This is a genomic window from Bradyrhizobium sp. Rc3b, from assembly GCF_900114915.1.
Taxonomy (GTDB): Bacteria; Pseudomonadota; Alphaproteobacteria; order Rhizobiales; family Xanthobacteraceae; genus Bradyrhizobium.
This window is the reverse complement of sequence record NZ_FOUS01000002.1, coordinates 595,690-614,676: the sequence shown is the minus strand read 5'-3', so window position 1 is coordinate 614,676 and position 18,987 is coordinate 595,690. Positions and strand designations below refer to the sequence as shown.

Below are 18,987 nucleotides of genomic sequence, written 5' to 3'. Positions count from 1 at the left end.
CACCTCCCTCCACCTACGAAAATGCTGCGTGCGATCTGCTCGCGCATCTCTGAATTTTCTGCCTCTAATATTCAGTCTGGCCCTCCGGGTTCTGGACCCATGACTGCTCAGAACGTATATTGAACGCGGACCAGGCGGGGGACAGGAATGGATGGGTTCGAATGGGACCCCGAGAAGAACGCTTCAAACCTCCAAAAGCATGGTTTGTCGTTCAAGGAGGCCGCTTTGATCTTTAGCGGACCCGTTCTGACAGGGCCGGCGGAAAATGCCGAGGAGTACAGGGAGAAGAGCTTCGGTCTACTGAAAGGATCGGTCGTCGTCTGCGTCGTCCATACAGATCGAAACGGAAAGATTCGCATCATTAGCGCCCGCAAGGCAACGCCGAACGAAAGAAAGCACTTCGATGGGTATCTCAAAAAAGCGCTTGGCTGAACTAGCGGCAATGCCGGACGGCGAAATCAACACGTCCGACATTCCGGAAGCGGACGAAGCTTTTTTCAAATCGGCTAAGCTAAAGCTGCCACGAAGCTCGCATCGGGCGCATGTGCCATCGGTCTCTGTGTCCTATGCCCGTACTGGCAGATCGACCAAGGCCAACGCGCTCGGCATGCGGCCGATGCAGGAGCGCGCTTACGAGCGTCGCGGTGAGCAATATCTGCTCATTAAGTCACCTCCTGCCTCAGGCAAGAGCCGCGCTCTCATGTTCATTGCGCTGGATAAGCTCGCCAATCAAGGAATCAAGCAAGCGATCATCGTTGTGCCAGAAAAATCCATCGGTGCGAGTTTCCACGATGAGCCGTTGACCGCGCATGGCTTCTTTGCCGACTGGACGGTGGTGCCGAAGTGGAATCTCTGTGACGCGCCAGGCTCGGATAACGGCGGCAAGGTCAACTCTCTTGGCACGTTCCTGGACAGCAGCGACAAGGTGCTCGTCTGCACCCATGCGACGTTCCGCTTCGCAGTGGATAAATTCGGGGTCGAGAAGTTCGATAATCGGCTTATCGCTGTGGACGAATTTCATCACGTATCGGCAAACCCCGATAACAAGCTCGGCCTGCATCTTGGGCAGTTCATTGCTCGCGATAAGGTGCATATCGTTGCGATGACGGGTTCGTATTTTCGTGGCGATGCGGAAGCGGTGCTATCACCGCACGACGAGGCGAAGTTTGATGCCGTTACCTATACCTACTATGAACAACTCAACGGCTACGAATATCTCAAGCAGCTCGATATTGGATACTTCTTCTATTCCGGCTCTTACACTGACGACATTCTGAAAGTCCTCGACCCGACAGAAAAAACGATCATCCACATTCCGAGCGTTAATTCTCGCGAGAGCACCAAGGATAAAATCAAAGAAGTTGAAAACATCATTGAAGAGCTGGGTGAGTGGCAGGGAGCCGATCCCACGACCGGATTTCAGTTGGTTAAGACAGCCTCAGGCAGCATTCTGAAGATTGCCGATTTGGTCGATGACGATGTGAGCAAGCGCGACCGCGTGTCTGCCGCACTAAAGGACCCTACGCAGAAGAACAACCGCGGCCATGTGGATATCATCATTGCTCTTGGCATGGCAAAGGAAGGCTTCGACTGGATTTGGTGCGAACATGCGCTCACCATTGGCTATCGCGCCAGCCTGACTGAGATCGTGCAGATCATCGGACGCGCGACCCGCGACGCGCCGGGCAAGACCCGCGCTCGCTTTACTAACCTGATAGCCGAGCCGGACGCAGCTGCGGAGATTGTCACGGAGGCGGTCAACGATACACTCAAGGCCATTGCCGCCAGCCTGTTGATGGAGCAAGTGCTTGCGCCGCGTTTCGAATTCAAACCGAAGAATCCCGGTAACACAGCGACTCCCGGTTTCGACTATGGCGAGGGCGGGTACGATCCGAACAAGACCAATGTCGGCTTCAACGAGCAAACTGGCCAATTCCAGATCGAAATTAAGGGTCTCGTCGAACCCAAGAGCAAGGAAGGTGAGCGTATCTGCCGCGAGGATTTGAACGAAGTCATCGCCGCTTTCGTGCAAGATAAATCCGCCATCGAACGCGGCTTGTTCGATGAGGAACTTGTGCCCGAAGAACTTACCGTCATTCGCATGGGCAAGATCATCAAAGACAGGTACCCCGAACTGGATGAAGCGGATCAGGAGGCAGTGCGTCAGCACGCGGTCGCCGCCCTGAACCTGACGCAACAGGCCAAGCAAATCGTCCTCGGCGGCGCGAGCGGCGACAATCAGTCGAGGGCCAACACGGCTTTGATTGACGGCGTACGGAAGTTTGCGATGGACGTCCGCGAATTAGACATCGACCTAATTGACCGGATCAATCCGTTCGGTGAGGCCTATGCCATTCTCGCCAAGACCATGAGCGAGGAAAGCTTGAAGCAGGTCGCGGCGGCCATTTCCGCTAAGCGCGTCAGCTTTACGGTTGAGGAAGCTCGCGAGCTTGCGAAACGAGCTCTAAAGTTCAAACAGGAAAGGGGGCGCCTGCCTTCGGTCACCTCGTCCGATGCATGGGAAAAGCGCATGGCCGAGGGGGTGGCTTTCTTAGCCCGCATGAAAGCGGAGGCTGTCCGTGGCGAATAAATTCACCGACGAGGACGACGTGCTCCTCGAGGAGCTTGGTGTCGAGGTCCACGCAAAGAAGGAAACGGGCCGGACGGCCCGCGAAGAGCGCGTGGTCGTCGGGTTCGAGGAAATCCAACGTTTCGTCGATCAGCACGGCCATGCGCCGCAGCACGGGGAAGGCCGCGATATCTTTGAGCGGCTATACGCTGTGCGTCTGGATCGCCTCCGTGGACTCGCCGATTGTCGCGTGCTGCTTGAGCCGCTCGATCATCAAGGACTTCTAGCAAGCGCAGCTCCCTCTCCTGTCGGCCTCTCCGAGCAACTCGATGATGATGAACTGCTGGCGCGGCTCGGGGTAGAGCCCGCCGATATCACGGAACTCCGACACGTCCGGTCAGCAGCTGAGAAGCGCGCCGCTGAGGAGATTGCCAACCGCCAGCGTTGCGAGGACTTCGAGCGTTTCGAACCCCTGTTCGACCAAGTGCAAAACGACCTTCGAACCGGCCTGCGCACCACAAGGCCATTTGTGAAGGATGCGGGCTTCCTTAAGGCGGAGATCAAGACGGGCCAGTTCTTCATTCTTGGAGGCCAGACCGCCTATGTCGCCGAGGTCGGGGAACCATTCAGAGCGCCGAATGGCGAAATGGACGCGCGGCTGAGAGTCATCTATTCCAACGGAACTGAGAGTGACCTGCTGCTTCGGTCGCTACAGCGCGCCCTTTACAAGGATGAGGCCGGTCGACGGATCAGTGATCCAACAGCAGGCCCTCTGTTCGCCGATCAGAACGAGGAAGGCGACGAAGCAAGCGGCACCGTTTATGTCCTGCGGAGCAAATCCGATCATCCGACTGTCACGGCTCATCGTGATGTCCTGCACAAAATTGGCGTGACCGGCGGCGATGTTGCACGGCGGATCGCCAACACTCGCCTCGACCCGACATTTCTCATGGCGGACGTTGAAGTCGTCGCGACCTATGAGTTGTACAACATCAATCGAACCCGGCTCGAAAACATCATCCACCGAGTCTTTGGCCCGGCGCGCCTTGATATCGAAATTAAGGATCGCTTCGGTCAGCCGATCGTCCCTCGCGAATGGTTCCTGGTACCCCTTTTCGTAGTAGACGAGGCGATCGAGAGGATCCGGGACGGAACGATCACTTCCTACGTTTATGATCCAAACACCGCATCCCTCGCACGCGGGGCGGAATAAGCCCTATCTTGCACCGACCAGAGTTTGCTTCCGCCGCATGTTTGTTGTCGAAGTAGTCGTCCTTGGTACAGAATCCAGCTGGAGATGAGCGTGGCCTTCAAACCTGATCTTTTCAGGAAAGAACTTCGAGAATTGATCGACGGGCATCTCGGCCTATCGGCCACGTTCAAAGACTACCTTGACATAGTCCTGGAGCTGGAGAGCGAACAGGACCGGCTCGGAGCTGAGGGGGATAAGGTTGGCGGGTTCACCATCGCGCCCGAGGAGACGGCGTAGGCTGCGCCCCAAAATGGGAGCGAGCGCCGATGCCGCGGCGCGCCTGCCGGACATGCTTCTCGGCCGGCCGCTGTTCAGAGTCGACGTCGCTGATTAGCTGGTCCGCAACGGCCCCGCGCTGAATTGGCCGCGCTCCTCCAAAGGGAAGTACGGGGCTGCTCAGCACGAAGCCGAACGCAGTGGGCGCGGCATGTGGTCGGGCAGTTATGTTGTGCCTTGGGTCCATCGACCGTGCATCACTCAAGGCGGAACGCTCGCTGGCTGCTCTGCCGATCCAAACGCGCATCACTGACTCAGCATCGTCACGCCGGGCCTCTCGGCAGGATGGTCTTGGTTCAAAATTTGACGCCTGCGCGGGTACGTGGTAGGCCTGATCAATCATCGCTGTAATTTTTGATCGGAAGCCCCGCCGTAGGTGGGGCTTTTGTCGTCGACCTATCCGACGCCTCGGCAATCCCGCCGGGGCGTTTTTGTTTTGGAGGAGCTATGACTAACCGCCTTTTCTACGATCCAGATACCGCACGGCCACATGTCGGCTTCAGGTTATCAGCGCACCAACTGGCTGCGCTCGATGAAGCACGCCTGTACCTACGTCAGGGCAGGTCGGAGTTCGTGAGGCAGGCCATCGAGGAGCGCCTGCAGCGGCTTCAGACCGCTGCGAAGTAACCACCAATGAGGAAGCCCACGGCGTTCGCTGCGCCATGGGCTTCAATCTCATCCATCCTTGTTCAACCTGCTGAGATCGAACGAAAATACTATGCCTGAAAATCGCGAAAAACACAACGGCAAAACCAAATTCTACATCTCGCCAACCGATCGTTTAGACCTGCTGTCCGCTCTGACGAAGGCACAAGCGAAAGAGCAAGCCAAGGGTAAGAAGCATAAGAAGCTCTTGGAGCAAGTCGACTTGTTCGTCATGGTGGCCTTGATCGGTCATCGCAACAATAAAACTGGCCAGTGCGACCCCTCGCACGCGACGATCGCCCGTGAGATCGGTGTCTCGGTTTCGAGCGTGCAACGATCGTTCAAGCGCCTCGTTAAGGCTGGCTTCATAGCCACTACGGCCAGATACTCCAATGGCAGCAAGGCAAGCAGCCAAGTTGATATCGACTTCCAGAAGGGTGAGTTATGGATCACCAGGCGCGGTGACGATAAGTCACCGGTGACCGATGGTCCGATCACTGATGACCGAGGGGTCCAGTCACAGATGACCGGTGGTCCAGTCATAGATGACCATGAGGTCCGGTCAGCCGTGACCGATAAACCCGGTGCAGTGAACCCAGAGAAAGAACCCAGTGAATTGAACCCCGCCGCTTCGCGTCGGGAAGGGTCGGCTGATCTGGATTCATCTCAGGACCGCGATCGACCGAAAGCCGGTAACGGCAACGTGCCGGATGGTTGGCCCACGGACTGGCACGATCAGTTCTGGAACGCCTCGCCCGAACGTAAGAACGTCAAGGCGACGGAGGAAGCGCTGATCGCCATCGCTAAGACCGGAGTGAAGTTTGAGTCGATCCTGATCGCAGCGCGGCGACGGTGTAAGACGGAGAATGTTGGATACTATCGTGACCCAGTGAAATGGTTGGCCGACGAACCGTGGCTGGACAACGACAAGGCAAGGGAGCGGGACCGTCGCGCAAGGGAGCAGGACACCCGTCGCGCCGCGATCTAAGCAACAGCCTGGGGACGGCAGCCAGCACTGCGCCGCGCTGTCGGTCACCCTCCCGCCATCCCCACCACCCTCCCCGCCATGCCGGACGCCAGTGCGCGTCACCGGCCAAAAGCATTTGACCATGACCATGACGACGACCATCCGCCGCAAGCCGGCAAAGACCACCATCATGCGCCGCCGCTCCGACATCGACGACAGGACAGCCGACCGGGCCAAGCTCGCTGCGTTCGCCTCAACCATCGGCGCAGCCCGTACCAGCCTGAAGCGGGACACCTGTGGCGACTGGACCATCAACGGATTGGCCGGCCATATCTCGACCGACGGCGCCGCGTTCTACGCCTACGTTGACTGCACCAGCGCCAGAGCCTGGACCAATGCCAAATCCCGGCTCTCGTTCATGACCGTCACCCAGGACGGAGATACGGAAGGCGTCCTGAGACTCGACCAGCCGCTGACACCGACACAGGCCGAGACCTTGCGCGTGGTCCTCAGGATCAGGAAGACACGCCCAATGTCTGACCGGACGCTCGAAGCGCTGACCGTCGCTCGCCAGCGGAGCGAAAGAAGTCCCTACTATGAGGCCGGTTAATCGGCCTTCCATGCGCTATTGGACAGGAGAGCTACCCTATCAGCCCGGACAGCACAAAACGCATCAGCGGGCCTCTGAGGGTCCTCCAAACGCATCCACGGTTCCAGGCCAAGAGCCGGACGACAGGCCCACCAAGGATCATAACGACCGCGCATGGAAACATCTGCAATATCAATGATATATGGGTATAGTGAGTTTTTGCGGTATCTGGGGACCTCAAGAGGAGGAGGATGGCCCGCTCGACCTTACCCGAAGCATAAAAGAAGAATAACAATTTCAATGATTTACGAGTACCGCATTTTTCATGCCAGAAACCCTAGACAAAACCACCCTATGCGTATATACGCATATATAACGTAGCGCTCAATACGACTAGATATTAGCGCTTCATATCGGACGTAGAACCCCGGCCCCCTCAGAGGGGCCGTTCGCGTCTCTGCACCACATCAACGTCTCTCGTCCCGTCGCGCCACACCGGCACGGCGGGATTTTGCATTTAGGAAACCACGAAAAATGAAAACGAAGTTCTGCCCGGAGGCGGCGGAGTTGATTGGGTCGCCCATGCGACCGGTGGCGTTCACGCTCCCGGTCGTGCTGGTCGCCGCGATCGACAAGGCCGCTGCCATTGATGACGCGAGCGCCCCCAATCGCTCCAGCCTCGTCCGCCGCGCCCTGGTTCAATTCTTGCGCCGGCAAGAGGCAGCGTGATGACCGTCTTGGAAATCAGGGGCGAGACAAACGCAGCCGTCGTCATCAAGGGACTTCTTCAACAGCATGGCTTGCCTGACCTCAGCCCCGAGGGAATTGACGTTCTCGCCGCACGGTTCGCAACCGGCCTTGTCGTGAGTAACGGTGTGGTCACGTATGATGATCCGACGGAGATAGATCGCAACAGACCCCTGCTCGATGAACTGCGCGCACTCGCCAGAGATCCGGAGAACGCACGGTTCTTTGCCAATCCCGTCAAGGCTGACAAGCTCGACACACTCACCGAACGCTGGAGCGCAGAGATCGCCGCAAGCCGGAAGCGGCCCCGCATCGATCCCACTCGATACACGGGCGTCACTCGCCAACATCTGGAGGAACGTCAGCGCGCCTCCCAAGAGAATTGAGGAAAAAATGAGCTACAAACTTCTGGCCAGAAAGGCCATCGCCGAGTCCAAGGGGCAGCGCTACGCCGTGGACGACAGTGTCAGGGCCGCCCGTGGCGTCGCCGGACAACTTTTCGATCTTCGGCGCCGCAAGGCCGATGCCGATCAGCGAGTCGATGCCGCCCTCGATCGACTGCAACGAGTCGATGTTGGAGCGCTGCAAGCCGAACTGGCGGATGCACTGGTCGAACAAGAGGCCATCGCCAAGCAGATCGCCGCATTGGACGACAGGAAAGCAGCATGACACGACGTCCGAGGAACGGGAGGTTTATCGACCGCGAGCTATGGCCTCGGTTGGTCGTGGCGCAGGATGAAGTTGCCGCTGCTCAACGGACGTATGCAGACGTTCTCGCGCTTGTTCCGGAGGCGGAAGCTGCTCTGGCATACGCCAAGGCACGGCTCGCGGAGATCGAAGCAGAGATCAGCGTAACGCTGGCAGCCTGACAGGCCTGCCACTACATTGGACGGGCGAGTAGCAGCCTCTCACTTCCGGAGGCTCGCCCGTTCACGGAGGCGCGGTAGATGATCGATGCTCGAATGGCCCTGCTCGCGGCGCTCGTGGCTCTCTCTGCCGTGCCTCCCGCCATCGCTGGCCCTTACTGCCAGCCGACCGGCGGTCGCGATCAGATCACCAAAACGGGAAGCGTTTGCCCGGTCGGATATCTGGCGTCGAGGCAGTGCTGCACCGCGCTCCACCCGGACTCGCCACGGGCATTTGCACGTCTGCCCGGTCGATCGTGTCCGACCGGGTCATTCACCAGCGCTGGCGACTACTGCGTGTCGCTCCGGTGATCAGGCTGAAACCTGGATCACGTCATGCTGTTTCTTCCAGCATCCCGGCAGCCCGTAAGGCCCTCGCAATGGTCGGCCTAGTGGTCCCAAGCGTGTCCACGATCTCGCTGTAGGACATCCCACGGCGACGCAGATCAACAATCCTCCGATGCACGTCAGCATCAGCCCGGCGCCCCCCGTATCCGGGCCGATCGGTCTCACCGGCAGCATCCTTGGCCTTTCTCTTAGCAATACCCTGTTCGGCCCGCTCGCGACGTACCTCGTAGTCTTCCCGCGCCTTCGCTGCCGCCAGTTCAATCATCAGATCCCGGAGCGCTGCCTTAACAGCATCGTGCGACCAGTCCGAGCGCTGAGCCTGCGTTGCCTGCAGCACGTCATGAGTCATGGGCACGAACTTGGCACAGATCAGGATGCCAGCGCTCGCAAGGCGATGCTTAAGTGTCTTCCAGTCGTCCTGGGACAAACGGGTAAGTCGGTCGATACCCTCGACTAGCAGGACATCGCCGGCCCGCGACTCGTCAATGAGCCGGTCTAGCTCGCTCCGTTCAAGAGTAGCCCCTGAGATGTTCTCAACGTAGAACGTCGTTACGCGGGCGCCGTGCTCAGTGGCGAACTTTGTGAGGCTGTCCTTTGCGCGCTCTGCGTCTTGATCGACAGTGGAGGCTCGGAGGTATCCGCGAATAGCCATGGTGTCTGCCCCTTGGTAACGTTTAAGCATCAACACCGTAACCAGTAACGAATAGGCAGTCAATAGAATAATTACGTTACCGAATGGACTGCGGTTCGAAGGAAACGTTACCCTATGCCCATAATTGACCAGCCCTGGCGCGGTCGGGAGCCAGCCGCGTGCTGGTCTTGCCGGCCCCCATGCGCCGCCCCGCGCCATGGCGAGCCCGCCGCGATGCCAAGGCCATGGTGCACGGTGCCCGGTCGCAGGCCCCAGCGCTCAGCCGTCCCCGCCAGCGCGTCCTCGTCGTTTGCGTGGTGGGCTGCCTGTCATCACCACCTGGGGCCGGTGACCACTTCACCTTTAGGCACGTCCCCAGGCGGACTGCCATCCGCCACGACCGGCATCCGTCGCTGATCGTTCGTCACCTGGATCATCCTGCCCGCGGTCCACACACCACGGCAGACCTTGCGTCGCTCCACACCTGAGCATGGTCGTCATCACCATCAGCGTCCTCGCCCTCGCACGGGCCAGTGAGGTTTCCCAGCAGTCGATCGACGGGGAGCCAGTGCGAGGGCCTGGATTTTTTGGGCGCATGGCCCCCGCTGTGACAGACCCCAGGATACTTCGGATTATCAAAAGGACCGACTTACCCACCCCGGCCGTGGATGTACCCCACGCCTTGCGGGAGGTTCATCCGCGTGACCCCACCGGCCCGATTATTTTGACGGGCATGTTCGAAACCGTTTTCGCAGCGCGCTGCCCAAAAGAGGCCTTTCCGCGCTGCTCCACCGAAACCGCAACCACAAGAGACACCAATGTCCGATGAGACCATGAAACTAACCGTAGAGATGTCGGCTCGCGACCAACTCTCTCCTGTCCTCAAAGGACTCGTCAAAAATCTTGACGCGACCGCAGCCGCTGTGAAGCGTTTCAATTCTTCATTCTCCAACATCGGCCGCTCAGCCTTTCAGTCGTTCGATGGCCTGACCCGCGCATCCAAGTCTGCCGCTGATTCAATGCGAGGCTTCAGCAACACCGCAGATCGTGCAGCAGCGTCCTACAAGAACGCATGGGCGCAGGCCGACAAGGGCCGAGAGCAGTCGGCGCGCCGCATGTATGGTTCGCTGATGAGCCAGGAGCGCCAGTACCAGGCGTTACTCGCCAAGCGAGGCTCAGCAGGTGCATCCCCCGCACGCAGCAACGGTCTTAGCACGGGCAAGATCGCGGGCGGCACCTTCCTCGGCATCGGTGCTGCATCGGCAGCGCGCCAACTCGGCCATGACGTTGTCGCCGCACAGCGGAGCATCGGCCGTGGTATCGCGTCGGCGCTACGTGAAAGGCTCAAGATCAGCAAGGCGGAGACGGGGGCTGAGGTGTTCGGAGACCTGTCCAGCGAGGAAATCCGCAAGCTCCGGAAGAACTCCCTCGACCGCCTTGGCATCAAGTTCGGGGCCGGCATCGAGGGAACGTTGAACGTCGCGACCGAGCTGAGTAAGGCCGGCATCGGTAAGGATGTCCTGGGTGACGCGACGGAGTTGGTGCTCCGAGCCAAGGCGGCGCTCGATATCAGTTCTAAGGATACAGCAGAGCTTTTCGGTGGTCTCGCGAGCTTCATAGAGTTCAATAAGGACAGATACGCCTCGATCTCAAACTCGATCGCCATCGCCAACAAAGACACGAAGGCGAGCGGCACCGAGATCATCGAGGGTATGAAAAGAGGTTTGTCCGCACTCGCGACGACCGGAGGCAAGCTGACTCCTGAGCAACTGGCCGGCCTAGTTGGCACCGCCATAGACGTCGGTATCGCGCCCGGCAAGAGCGGCAACTTCATCAGCCATCTGATCGGTGGTGTCGGCTCCGCTGACTCCGTGCACGGGCAAAAAGCGAAAGACATGCAGGACGCCGCGCAGCGACTCGGTTTCGGTAGTCGTGGCGACATGGCGCGGGCCATGCGGAACGGCCCGATGGACACGATCTATAAAATCCTCGACGGCCTCGCCAAGCTACCAGAGGCCATGCGCATCCGCGTGGCGAAAGACCTCGGAGGCGAGCAATGGTTCGACGAGCTACTTCAGATTGTACTCGCCAAGGACAAGCTGAAGCAGGTCGAGCGAGATATCGAGACCGACAAGGGATTCCTCGACAAGGCCGCGCTCAAGTCGATCAGGTCAATGTCCGGTGCTGCTGCCAGCGTCATGGCCGCAGCGAAACTGGCTCAAGAGAAGATCGGCGGCGGTTTCGACAAGGCATTCACGCAGATCGCAGATGCGATCTTGCGACACGCCGACAGCTTCGACTTCAGCTCGATCACTGCCCACGTCGAAGCGCTCGTAGACGGAATGCGCCAAGGCTTCGGCTTGAGGGATTGGGGACGTGCCGTCGACTGGCTGGCAGATCAATTCAGCCCGGGCACGATCGAGACATGGAAGGCCTGGGGCCGTGGCTTCGCTGCTGGTATCAAGGCCTGGGGCGAAAGCCTCATGTCTGTTTTCAGTGTCGTCAAGCGCATGACCGGCAGCGACAATCCCGAGAGCGCAGGCAGGCTGGCAGCAACTCTGACCGCGCTCGCGACATCGTTGGTCGTCGTCAATCCGATCATGCTGACACTCGTCGGGACCATGGCATTACTCGCCAGCCCGTTCACTCGTTTTGTCGCTGCGGTCTATGCAGTGAAGCAGGCGCTCGACCTTGTCGCGGACAAGATTTTCTCGCTCTTCCGGTCGCTGCTGGAGAATCTTGGTCTCAATGGTGGCTTCAATAACGAGGCGGACGAGAAGATCGCGAACCGTAGCTGGTGGGAGAAGCTGGGAGACATCTTCACACCGACCGATGAGATCCGGAAGCGCTACGCGCCTCTCACTGGCGGTGGAGCATCTGGTAGTTGGGATGGATCAGACACTGCGAGAAAAGTCACCGGATCAATCCGGAGTAAAGTCGCAGGTCTCAGCGGTGGCAGCCTCGACCGAGCGTCATTCGAGCGTAAGTTCGCCGGGACGGCCTTGGCTGGTTCTTACGATAAGATCGTAGCATCCGCCAATGCGAATGGCGTCCCGCCCGCTTTGCTCGCAGGTGTGATCGCACACGAAACCGGCAACGGTCGGGACGTCAGATATAACAACGTCGCAGGTTTGATGGATCCGGAGACCGGGTCGCGAACGAAGCTCGCGTATTCGAACATCGATGCCGGCATTGAAGCTGCGGGGCGCACTGTCGGCAAGCGGTATCGTGAAGCTGGCGGCGACCTCGACAAAATGGGAAGCGTCTACGCGCCCCCAGGTGCCGCTAACGATCCTCGCGGCCTTAACGGCAGCTGGGCCGGGGGGGTCCGCAAGCAGGCGAATGCACTGTCCGGTGGAGTCGGCAGTGCTGGTGCCGGTGACGCTGTCAGCGCTGGCGAGAAGTACTTGGGCATGAACGAGTACAGCGACACCAAGGTACTGGCGTCCTATCTCGGTGCTGATGTCAGGGGCCGGTCAAACGCTTGGTGCGCTCGCTTCGTAAACAAGACGCTGGCGGATGCCGGCGGCAAGGGTACTGGCAGCGCGGTGGCGAACAGCTTCCAGAAGTGGGGCTCCGCGATCAGCCCGCCGGACGTCAAGCGCAATGACGTTCTGCTTCAGACGCACGGCCTTGGTTACAATCAGCCCGGTGGCCACGTAGGCCTCGCGACCGGCGAGACCCGCATGCAGAACGGCCGGCTGCAAATCAAGATGCTGGCCGGTAACGATGGTGACGCGGTTCGGGAGCACTGGATCGATGCCGACAAGAATCTGATGGTTCGTCGCGGTAATCCCATCGGTCAGGTCCCGTCGCCGGCTGAAGCGATCAAGAGTGTTCCCGCGGCGCCTCAAGCGGGCATGCCGATGCGGGGCGACTTCGGTGGTGCTGGCCGCGGCTCTGTCGCGATCCACATCAACGGAAACAGCCACGACCCGGAAGCCCTCGCAACGCTGGTGCAGCGCCGGGTTGACGAGTCGATGAACTGGCGCGCCCATGACTCGGAAAGCGAGTACACCTAACGACAACGGCTCGGCCCCACGGGGCCGGGCAACTTTTTTCGCCGTTTGCGTCAATACAAATTCCAATGCAAATGCCGATCGATCATGGTCGAGTAGCGATCGACGTTCGGTTGCGTTGAAAGGAAAAGCATCACCGTGAAGAGCCATCCAGTAGAGACCGCGATCGAATTCATCTTACCCGCCCTCTTTCGAGTTAATGGAGACCATCGAGAGCTTGCGAGATCGGCGGCTAGGGATCTCATGCGTCTCACTGATGTGAAGGCATTCCACGCGGCTCCCGCTACCGTGGCGACTCCGAGCCCGACCAACCTTTAGGCCTAGCCGCCGTCAACCCGACCGAACTGCCAGAGTCCACTTAGCAACGCCCTCGGTGACGCCTGGGGAAAAGCGGGACTCTGGCTCGCGTCTCATGGCGCGGCGTGGACTCATGAGCTGCGACACCCGCATAGTTCGGTACCCCGCCCCCATGTTGGCTAACGCAATGACCATAAACTCTGATGTCGGTATCATCACCGCGACTACCCCCCTCCGGCTGGACGTAGCCGCGCGACTCGCTTTTCCTGATGGATCGATGTCAGTCTCGGCGTTGAGGAGACTCGTTGTCTCAGGCAAGGTCACCCATGAGTTTTTTGCCGGAAAATACTTCGTCACGTTGAACGCAATTGAGGAGTTTCGCGCATCATGCCGCGTCGTAGCAAAGGCCCCCGACTTGAACTCCAAACCGGAGAAGGTCGTACCCCAAAGTGGATCATCCGGGACGGGGCAAAAAACATCAGCACTCGATGCGATGAATGCGACCGCGAGCAGGCTGAGGCAAGACTTGCGGAATACATCCTCGCCAAGCACGACCCGGCCAGGGCGATCAGGTCAGGTAGTCCAAATGAGGTCAAGATAGCCGACATCTTGGCCGTCGAAATGACTCGGATCGCGGCCAAGCCGAACCTGGACAACCACCGAAAGAAGGAACTGATTGCGGTCTGCCAGAACATGGGAAACTGGTTCGGCGATCGTGTAGTCGGCGACCTGAACGGCGAATTACAGGAGCGCTACGCGGCAGAGCGGACGCGCCACGTTATCAAGATGGTCGAAGGTGTGCGAACCAACGTCGATACAGGCGAGCACGCTCCCGTTGCGGCCTATCGAGACCTGAAGTTTCTTGCCGCTGCGATCAACCGGTACTTCAAGCACAAGGTCGGCGGCGTGGTCACCCAGTTCAGCCCTGTGCTGCCGGAGGCTCCCGAGTCCCGCATCCGGTGGCTGACGCGATCGGAGGCAGCCAAGCTGTTATGGGCCGCGTGGCGGGCGAGGAAAGAAGCCAAGCTCCCGGGGAGCAAAGGCCGCCACACCTCACGCCACATCGCGAGGTATATCCTGGTCGCGCTCTACACGGGCTCCCGCAACGGCGATATCTGCGGCGCCGCCACCATCCCGACCATCGGGCGCGGCTACATCGACCTTGATAAGGGCATCTTCAAGCGCAAGCCGGACGACAAGAAAGAGACCTCCAAGAGGCAGCCGACGGTCCCCATCCCTCCCCGGCTGTTGGCGCATATGCGGCGCTGGCACAGGCTCGGCTATTCGCAGCGCGCCGTTATCGAGTTCAACGGCAAGCCGGTCCGCTCAGTCCGGGAGGGCTGGTCAACGGTGGTCGAGCTGGCGGGCCTCGCGACCGAGAACAAGCAAGAGAAGGTCATCCGCCACACCATGCGCCACACGGCGATCACATGGTATCTCGACCAGGGCGTCGATATCGAGAAGGTCAGCCTCTACTGCGGCGTCTCCGTGGCGACCATCCGCAAGACCTATCGCCACGTCATGCCGGGCACTTTCGATGATCTGCTCGATGCCGCCAATCGAATTGGGCGTTGAGGAGGCCGTGGCCAGGAGGCACGTAATTGATCGCGGCTCATCCATAGGCGCAAAATCCCTAACGCTATGACTGGGTGTGCGAACACCCCTGGCCGGCCTCGCGAGGGCTGCACCTGGCGCAGGTTCGTCGCACCCCTGCCCGGCCGGGGCCGCCCGCCTTCCTGATTGGATATAGTCTCCCGAGATGCGGCCTACTTCACGCCGACTTCCGCCGAGCCCCCGATGCCGGCTTCTTCGCAGCCGCCTCCTTCGCCGGTTTCTTGCCCGCGAACGGCAGCACCATTTCCTTCTGACTGGCGGACGCCTTCTTCGACTTCTTCGTGAGCTTCTTTTTGGGCCGCGGCTTCAGCCGCTGCGCCGCCCACACTCTTGCGCAAGGCATCCATCAGATCGACGACGTTCTCGCCCCTAGGCCGCTCCTTGGGCCGGATGACCTTGCCGGCCCGCTTCTGATTGATGAGCTCGACCAGGGCGCTCTCGTAGTGATCCTCGAACTTCTCCGGATCGAAGCGACCCGCCTTCTGGTTCACGATGTGCTTGGCGAGATCCAGCATGTCCTTCGTGACCTTCCTCGATCTCGTCGAAATACTCCTGCTCGCTCCTGACCTCGTTGGATAGCGCGGCAGCGTGCCGATTAGCCCCTTGTCGCGGGCCTCGAGCGCGATGATGTGCTCGCGGTTGGTCAGCACCATCCGCCGGATCGCGACCTTGTCCATCTCGCGGATGGTCTCGCGCATCACCGCAAACGCGTCGTGGCCGACCCCGTCGGGCCGCAGGTGGTAGGGGCGGATCAGGTAGCGGGTCGATGTCAGACCTGTCCACGAACTCGTCGATCTCGATGGTCCGCGTGGACTCCCAGCGCGATCTCTGCCAGCTCCTCCTTCGAGACCTCGATGTACTGGCCCTTCTCGAGTTCGTAACCCTTGACGATGTCCTCATTCGGCACCTCCTCGCCGGTGTCGGCGTCGACCTTCAGGTACTTGATGCGGTGGCCCGTCGTCCGGTTGAGCTGGAAGCTGTTCTTCTCGGATTCCGATGTCGCCGGATACAGGGCCACCGGGCAGGTGACGAGCGACAGACACAGGAAACCTTTCCAGTCCGCGCGAGGGGCCATCGTACGCAGAACTCCGGTTGGGTGCGGTCACGGATTGAAGACGAACGGACGTGCCGGGTTCCGACAGAGCCTGCAGTCATCCCCCAGATAGTTTTCCCGAAGGGACTCGACTCCCGTTCTTGATATGTTCTAATTGCCAAATGACCCATGCCGCTGGCTGGCGCTTCCCCACGATGAAGCAGATGCAAAAATTGAGACCACCCCCCGCCACGGACCCGAAAGGCGCACCAGCGCCGCCCCTCGGACCGGCAGACGACCTCCCGTCGGAATACTGGGGGGCCCTCTTGGATGACCCGCGAGCCGAGGCCAAGCCTGGGCCCTCCGGAGCGGCGCTGCCCCTGAGCCAAATTGCCCGGCATCTTCTGAGGGTAGGATGTCGCCGCTGTTGCAGAACCGTCGAGATCCAGAAGGTCGACGCCGTTCGCCTCTACGGGCGGGACGCTCTTTGGAAGACGGTCGGCCAGCGACTGCTGGACAACACCTGCACGCAGCGGACGGGACGCCACGAGGAGGACGGCTGCTGGCCCACGTTTGAGTAGTCGCTGGCGCGGCCGAGACTGGATGCTGCAATGGCACCGAAGCACCACCCGACGCCGCTGAGCGGCGGCGACCGGAAGGCGCTCGCCAAGGAGGTCGGCCGCGCGCGAGCCATGACCACGATTCTCGCTGCGCAGTCCGCCGAGGCCCGGACCAAGGGGGAGGCACTGATCCGGACGGCGGACAAGCTGCTTTGCGAAAGCTGGAACGAGCGGATGTGGGCGAATGGAGAGCCCGTCGATCCCTCGCCGACGGTCGATCAGGCGATCAATGGTGGTTATCCATGGCTAGAAATCGAATGCTCGCGCTGCAAGACCAAGCGGGACGTCGACCTAGCCGCGCTGCGCCATCCGCCGACCACCTTCGTCCACGACCTGGTGAGCCGCCTCCGCTGCAGCAAATGCGCCAAGGCCGGTCGCCGACCGCCGGCGACGCTGCTACAGCTGTCGCAACGAGCCCGCCATCCGGATCCGGAAGCCCCCCTGAATGTGTAACCTCTACTCGATCACCACTAACCAGGCCGCCATCAGCAAGCTGTTCCGCGTCGTCAACCGGTACGTCGGCAACCTCCCGCCGATGCCAGGCGTCTTTCCGGACTACAAGGCGCCGATCGTCCGGAACGGCGCCGACGGCCGGGAGCTCGCTACTGCACGCTGGGGCATGCCATCGTCGTCGAAGGCGATCATGGACGCGACGAAGAAGCGCGCCGAGAAGCTGCAAGCCAAAGACATGATCGTCGATTTCAAGGAATTGCTCCGGATGGAGCCCGACGGCGGCACGACCAACATCCGGAACGTGAAGTCGAAGCATTGGACCCGTTGGCTGGGCGTTGAGAACCGCTGCGTGGTCCCATTCAACAGCTTCAGCGAGTTCAACAAGGCCGAGGGCGGCGACATCTGGTTCGCAATCGACGAGACGCGGCCGCTCGCCTGCTTCGCCGGCATCTGGACCAACTGGACCTCCGTCCGAAAGGTCAAGGAAGGCGAGACTACCAACGACCTCTACGCATTCCTGACGACGGAGGCCAATGCCGAAGTGTTCGCCATCCACCCGAAGGCGATGCCCGTTATCCTGACGACACCCGCCGAGGTCGAGACCTGGTTGACAGCGCCCGCCGATGAAGCCCTGAAGCTGCAGCGCCCGCTTCCGGACGGGACGCTCCGGATCGTCGCCCGGGGTGCAAAGGAAGATCAGGTCGGCTAGACGAGGCCTCATGACCGACATCCGCGAGACCCTCAGGTCCCAACCGCTACGGCGCCGGTGAGTGCCTATTTTCTAGCGCCCTTCCCGCGCCGCGATCCTGCCTCCATCGGTGACCCGGTCGCTGGGGTGCAGCACAACCCGGGTGCCCGCAGCGAGCCCGAAGAGAACCTCGGCCACCCGGTTGTTTCGGTGGCCGATGGTGACCGCGACGGCTTTGACGCGGCCGTTCTCGTCGACAAAAACGGCCCACTGGTCGCCTTTCCGGAATAAAGCGCTCACCGGCACGGTCAGGGCGTCCGGAGCGCTCCATGTAGTGACGTGGACGACGACCCGGTAGTCGTGCCCAAGCGAGGCCCACACCTCTGGCGGGTCCGCGAAGTCGATCGTCACCCGGACCCGCTGCTCCTCGATGCCGAGGGCCGAAACCTTCAGGAATCCAGCCGGGTCCACCCGGACCACCCGTCCCTTAATCGGTTGCCCGCCCCAGCCATCGATCCGGACGGCGGCGCCAACCTTGATCTGGATGGCGTCGGTCGAAAGCAGGTCGGCTATGACCTCCAGATCGAGCGGGTTGCCGATGTCGACGAGGCGCGTCCCAGGTAGGACCGTCGCCTCGCTGTCCTGAATGATTGCCAGCACCCGTCCGCTCGCCGGCGCGAGCACCCGGATGCAGCAGGTCGGCTCCGCAGAAGGCGCGGCGTTGGCCGGGTCCATCAATCGGGCGGCCAGGCTGGTCCGCACCGCGCGGCGCATCTCGACCTGGGCCTTCGCGCTCGCCAGCGAGGCTTCGCTCGTCGCCACCTCGAATTTCGCCTTGTCGAAAGCCTGTGCCGAGGTGGACTGCGTCCGCAGCAGCGTCTCCGCTCTCTGGAATTCGGTGCGCGAGAACTCAAGCGCGGCCTCGATCCGCTGCACCTCGGCTTCCTGCTGCTGGATGGCGGCGTCCGCGGCAAGGACCTCCGCCTGAAGCTGGTCGCGCGATCGCACGTCGATGAACCCCGGCAGCGTCGGCTGCATCAGGGCGACGACGGTCTGGTTCGCGACGACCTCGTCGCCAACGTGAAGCGATGGCCCCTGCTCGCCCAACGGATGCGAGATCCTCAGGACCTTTCCGGCGATTGGCGCCGAGACCGTGTAGATGTGGCGCACGTGGGTCTTGCCGTCGTCGTCCGCCGTGACTTCGATGGGCCCCTTCGCGACCGTCGCGAGGTCCACCAGAACAGGCCGCGGCCAAGCGAACCAGACCAGCCCTCCCGCAATGGCGGCCAGTGCCGCAGCGCTCATGATACGTTTGGTCCAGTTAGCCTGCATGG

General features: G+C 60.7%; 16 protein-coding genes and 1 pseudogene. 14 read left to right on the top strand and 3 right to left on the bottom strand.

The genetic code is table 11. The features are described 5' to 3' along the window. Positions 1-147: 147 nt before the first annotated feature. The 10 genes from BM190_RS06470 to BM190_RS06425 all read left to right on the top strand — a co-directional run bounded on the left by BM190_RS06470 (position 148) and on the right by BM190_RS06425 (position 7,714). Positions 148-432: a BrnT family toxin gene (locus BM190_RS06470; protein ID WP_092252883.1), complete on the top strand. Its 285-nt coding sequence runs from the start codon at positions 148-150 to the stop codon at positions 430-432. Beyond that, complete coding sequence (locus BM190_RS06465; protein ID WP_244550604.1) at positions 404-2,590, top strand: DEAD/DEAH box helicase family protein; 2,187 nt, start codon at positions 404-406, stop codon at positions 2,588-2,590. The genes BM190_RS06470 and BM190_RS06465 overlap by 29 nt, the downstream gene beginning before the upstream one ends. Then, entirely contained in the window at positions 2,580-3,782 is a 1,203-nt protein-coding gene (locus BM190_RS06460; protein ID WP_092252881.1) for a GIY-YIG nuclease family protein, read from the top strand. The genes BM190_RS06465 and BM190_RS06460 overlap by 11 nt, the downstream gene beginning before the upstream one ends. A 90-nt stretch (positions 3,783-3,872) precedes the next feature. After that, positions 3,873-4,058: a hypothetical protein gene (locus BM190_RS06455; protein WP_143109019.1), complete on the top strand. Its 186-nt coding sequence runs from the start codon at positions 3,873-3,875 to the stop codon at positions 4,056-4,058. 486 nt (positions 4,059-4,544) lie between these two features. Further along, on the top strand, positions 4,545-4,724 hold the full coding sequence (locus BM190_RS41870) for a ribbon-helix-helix protein, CopG family (protein ID WP_092252877.1): 180 nt from the start codon (positions 4,545-4,547) through the stop codon (positions 4,722-4,724). A gap of 91 nt (positions 4,725-4,815) precedes the next feature. Continuing rightward, positions 4,816-5,730 (top strand): helix-turn-helix domain-containing protein, encoded by a 915-nt coding sequence (locus tag BM190_RS06445; protein ID WP_092252875.1) that lies wholly within the window; start codon positions 4,816-4,818, stop codon positions 5,728-5,730. Positions 5,731-5,851: 121 nt separating this feature from the next. Further along, on the top strand, positions 5,852-6,319 hold the full coding sequence (locus tag BM190_RS06440; RefSeq protein ID WP_092252873.1) for a hypothetical protein: 468 nt from the start codon (positions 5,852-5,854) through the stop codon (positions 6,317-6,319). A gap of 513 nt (positions 6,320-6,832) precedes the next feature. After that, entirely contained in the window at positions 6,833-7,027 is a 195-nt protein-coding gene (locus BM190_RS06435; RefSeq protein ID WP_092252871.1) for a hypothetical protein, read from the top strand. Beyond that, entirely contained in the window at positions 7,027-7,431 is a 405-nt protein-coding gene (locus BM190_RS06430; protein ID WP_092252869.1) for a hypothetical protein, read from the top strand. Before BM190_RS06435 ends, BM190_RS06430 begins: the two co-directional genes overlap by 1 nt. Before the next feature lie 7 nt (positions 7,432-7,438). After that, positions 7,439-7,714, top strand: a complete 276-nt coding sequence (locus BM190_RS06425; protein ID WP_092252867.1) for a hypothetical protein — start codon at positions 7,439-7,441, stop codon at positions 7,712-7,714. 570 nt (positions 7,715-8,284) lie between these two features. Here the strand turns inward: BM190_RS06425 and BM190_RS06415 are convergent. Continuing rightward, a complete protein-coding gene (locus BM190_RS06415) occupies positions 8,285-8,950 on the bottom strand; it encodes a recombinase family protein (RefSeq protein ID WP_092253087.1) in 666 nt (221 codons plus the stop codon). 797 nt (positions 8,951-9,747) lie between these two features. Here BM190_RS06415 and BM190_RS06405 point away from each other — a divergent pair. Beyond that, positions 9,748-12,951, top strand: a complete 3,204-nt coding sequence (locus BM190_RS06405) for a phage tail tape measure protein (protein WP_092252860.1) — start codon at positions 9,748-9,750, stop codon at positions 12,949-12,951. 681 nt (positions 12,952-13,632) lie between these two features. Next, positions 13,633-14,820 (top strand): tyrosine-type recombinase/integrase, encoded by a 1,188-nt coding sequence (locus BM190_RS06400; protein ID WP_092252858.1) that lies wholly within the window; start codon positions 13,633-13,635, stop codon positions 14,818-14,820. Positions 14,821-15,016: 196 nt separating this feature from the next. On the opposite strand, the pseudogene ku reads toward BM190_RS06400, so the two are convergent. Beyond that, positions 15,017-15,934, bottom strand: a pseudogene (gene ku, locus BM190_RS06395) (non-homologous end joining protein Ku). Between the two features lie 569 nt (positions 15,935-16,503). On the opposite strand from ku, the gene BM190_RS06385 reads away from it, so the two are divergent. Further along, the gene (locus BM190_RS06385; RefSeq protein ID WP_092252854.1) at positions 16,504-16,965 is read left to right on the top strand and encodes a hypothetical protein; all 462 of its coding nucleotides are present in this window, start codon (positions 16,504-16,506) and stop codon (positions 16,963-16,965) included. Further along, on the top strand, positions 16,958-17,674 hold the full coding sequence (locus tag BM190_RS06380; protein ID WP_092252852.1) for an SOS response-associated peptidase: 717 nt from the start codon (positions 16,958-16,960) through the stop codon (positions 17,672-17,674). Before BM190_RS06385 ends, BM190_RS06380 begins: the two co-directional genes overlap by 8 nt. A gap of 72 nt (positions 17,675-17,746) precedes the next feature. Here the strand turns inward: BM190_RS06380 and BM190_RS06375 are convergent, their stop codons facing one another. Next, on the bottom strand, positions 17,747-18,985 hold the full coding sequence (locus BM190_RS06375) for an efflux RND transporter periplasmic adaptor subunit (RefSeq protein WP_092252850.1): 1,239 nt from the start codon (positions 18,983-18,985) through the stop codon (positions 17,747-17,749). Positions 18,986-18,987 lie beyond the last annotated feature (2 nt).

Coding starts and splice junctions, on each gene's coding strand:
- BM190_RS06440 (WP_092252873.1), top strand. CDS start 5,852: ATGACCATGACGACGACCATCCGCCGCAAGCCGGCAAAGACCACCATC.
- BM190_RS06430 (WP_092252869.1), top strand. CDS start 7,027: ATGACCGTCTTGGAAATCAGGGGCGAGACAAACGCAGCCGTCGTCATC.
- BM190_RS06400 (WP_092252858.1), top strand. CDS start 13,633: ATGCCGCGTCGTAGCAAAGGCCCCCGACTTGAACTCCAAACCGGAGAA.
- BM190_RS06375 (WP_092252850.1), bottom strand. CDS start 18,985: ATGCAGGCTAACTGGACCAAACGTATCATGAGCGCTGCGGCACTGGCC.
- BM190_RS06405 (WP_092252860.1), top strand. CDS start 9,748: ATGTCCGATGAGACCATGAAACTAACCGTAGAGATGTCGGCTCGCGAC.
- BM190_RS06445 (WP_092252875.1), top strand. CDS start 4,816: ATGCCTGAAAATCGCGAAAAACACAACGGCAAAACCAAATTCTACATC.
- BM190_RS06385 (WP_092252854.1), top strand. CDS start 16,504: ATGGCACCGAAGCACCACCCGACGCCGCTGAGCGGCGGCGACCGGAAG.
- BM190_RS06435 (WP_092252871.1), top strand. CDS start 6,833: ATGAAAACGAAGTTCTGCCCGGAGGCGGCGGAGTTGATTGGGTCGCCC.
- BM190_RS06415 (WP_092253087.1), bottom strand. CDS start 8,950: ATGGCTATTCGCGGATACCTCCGAGCCTCCACTGTCGATCAAGACGCA.
- BM190_RS06465 (WP_244550604.1), top strand. CDS start 404: ATGGGTATCTCAAAAAAGCGCTTGGCTGAACTAGCGGCAATGCCGGAC.
- BM190_RS06380 (WP_092252852.1), top strand. CDS start 16,958: ATGTGTAACCTCTACTCGATCACCACTAACCAGGCCGCCATCAGCAAG.
- BM190_RS06470 (WP_092252883.1), top strand. CDS start 148: ATGGATGGGTTCGAATGGGACCCCGAGAAGAACGCTTCAAACCTCCAA.
- BM190_RS06425 (WP_092252867.1), top strand. CDS start 7,439: ATGAGCTACAAACTTCTGGCCAGAAAGGCCATCGCCGAGTCCAAGGGG.
- BM190_RS41870 (WP_092252877.1), top strand. CDS start 4,545: ATGACTAACCGCCTTTTCTACGATCCAGATACCGCACGGCCACATGTC.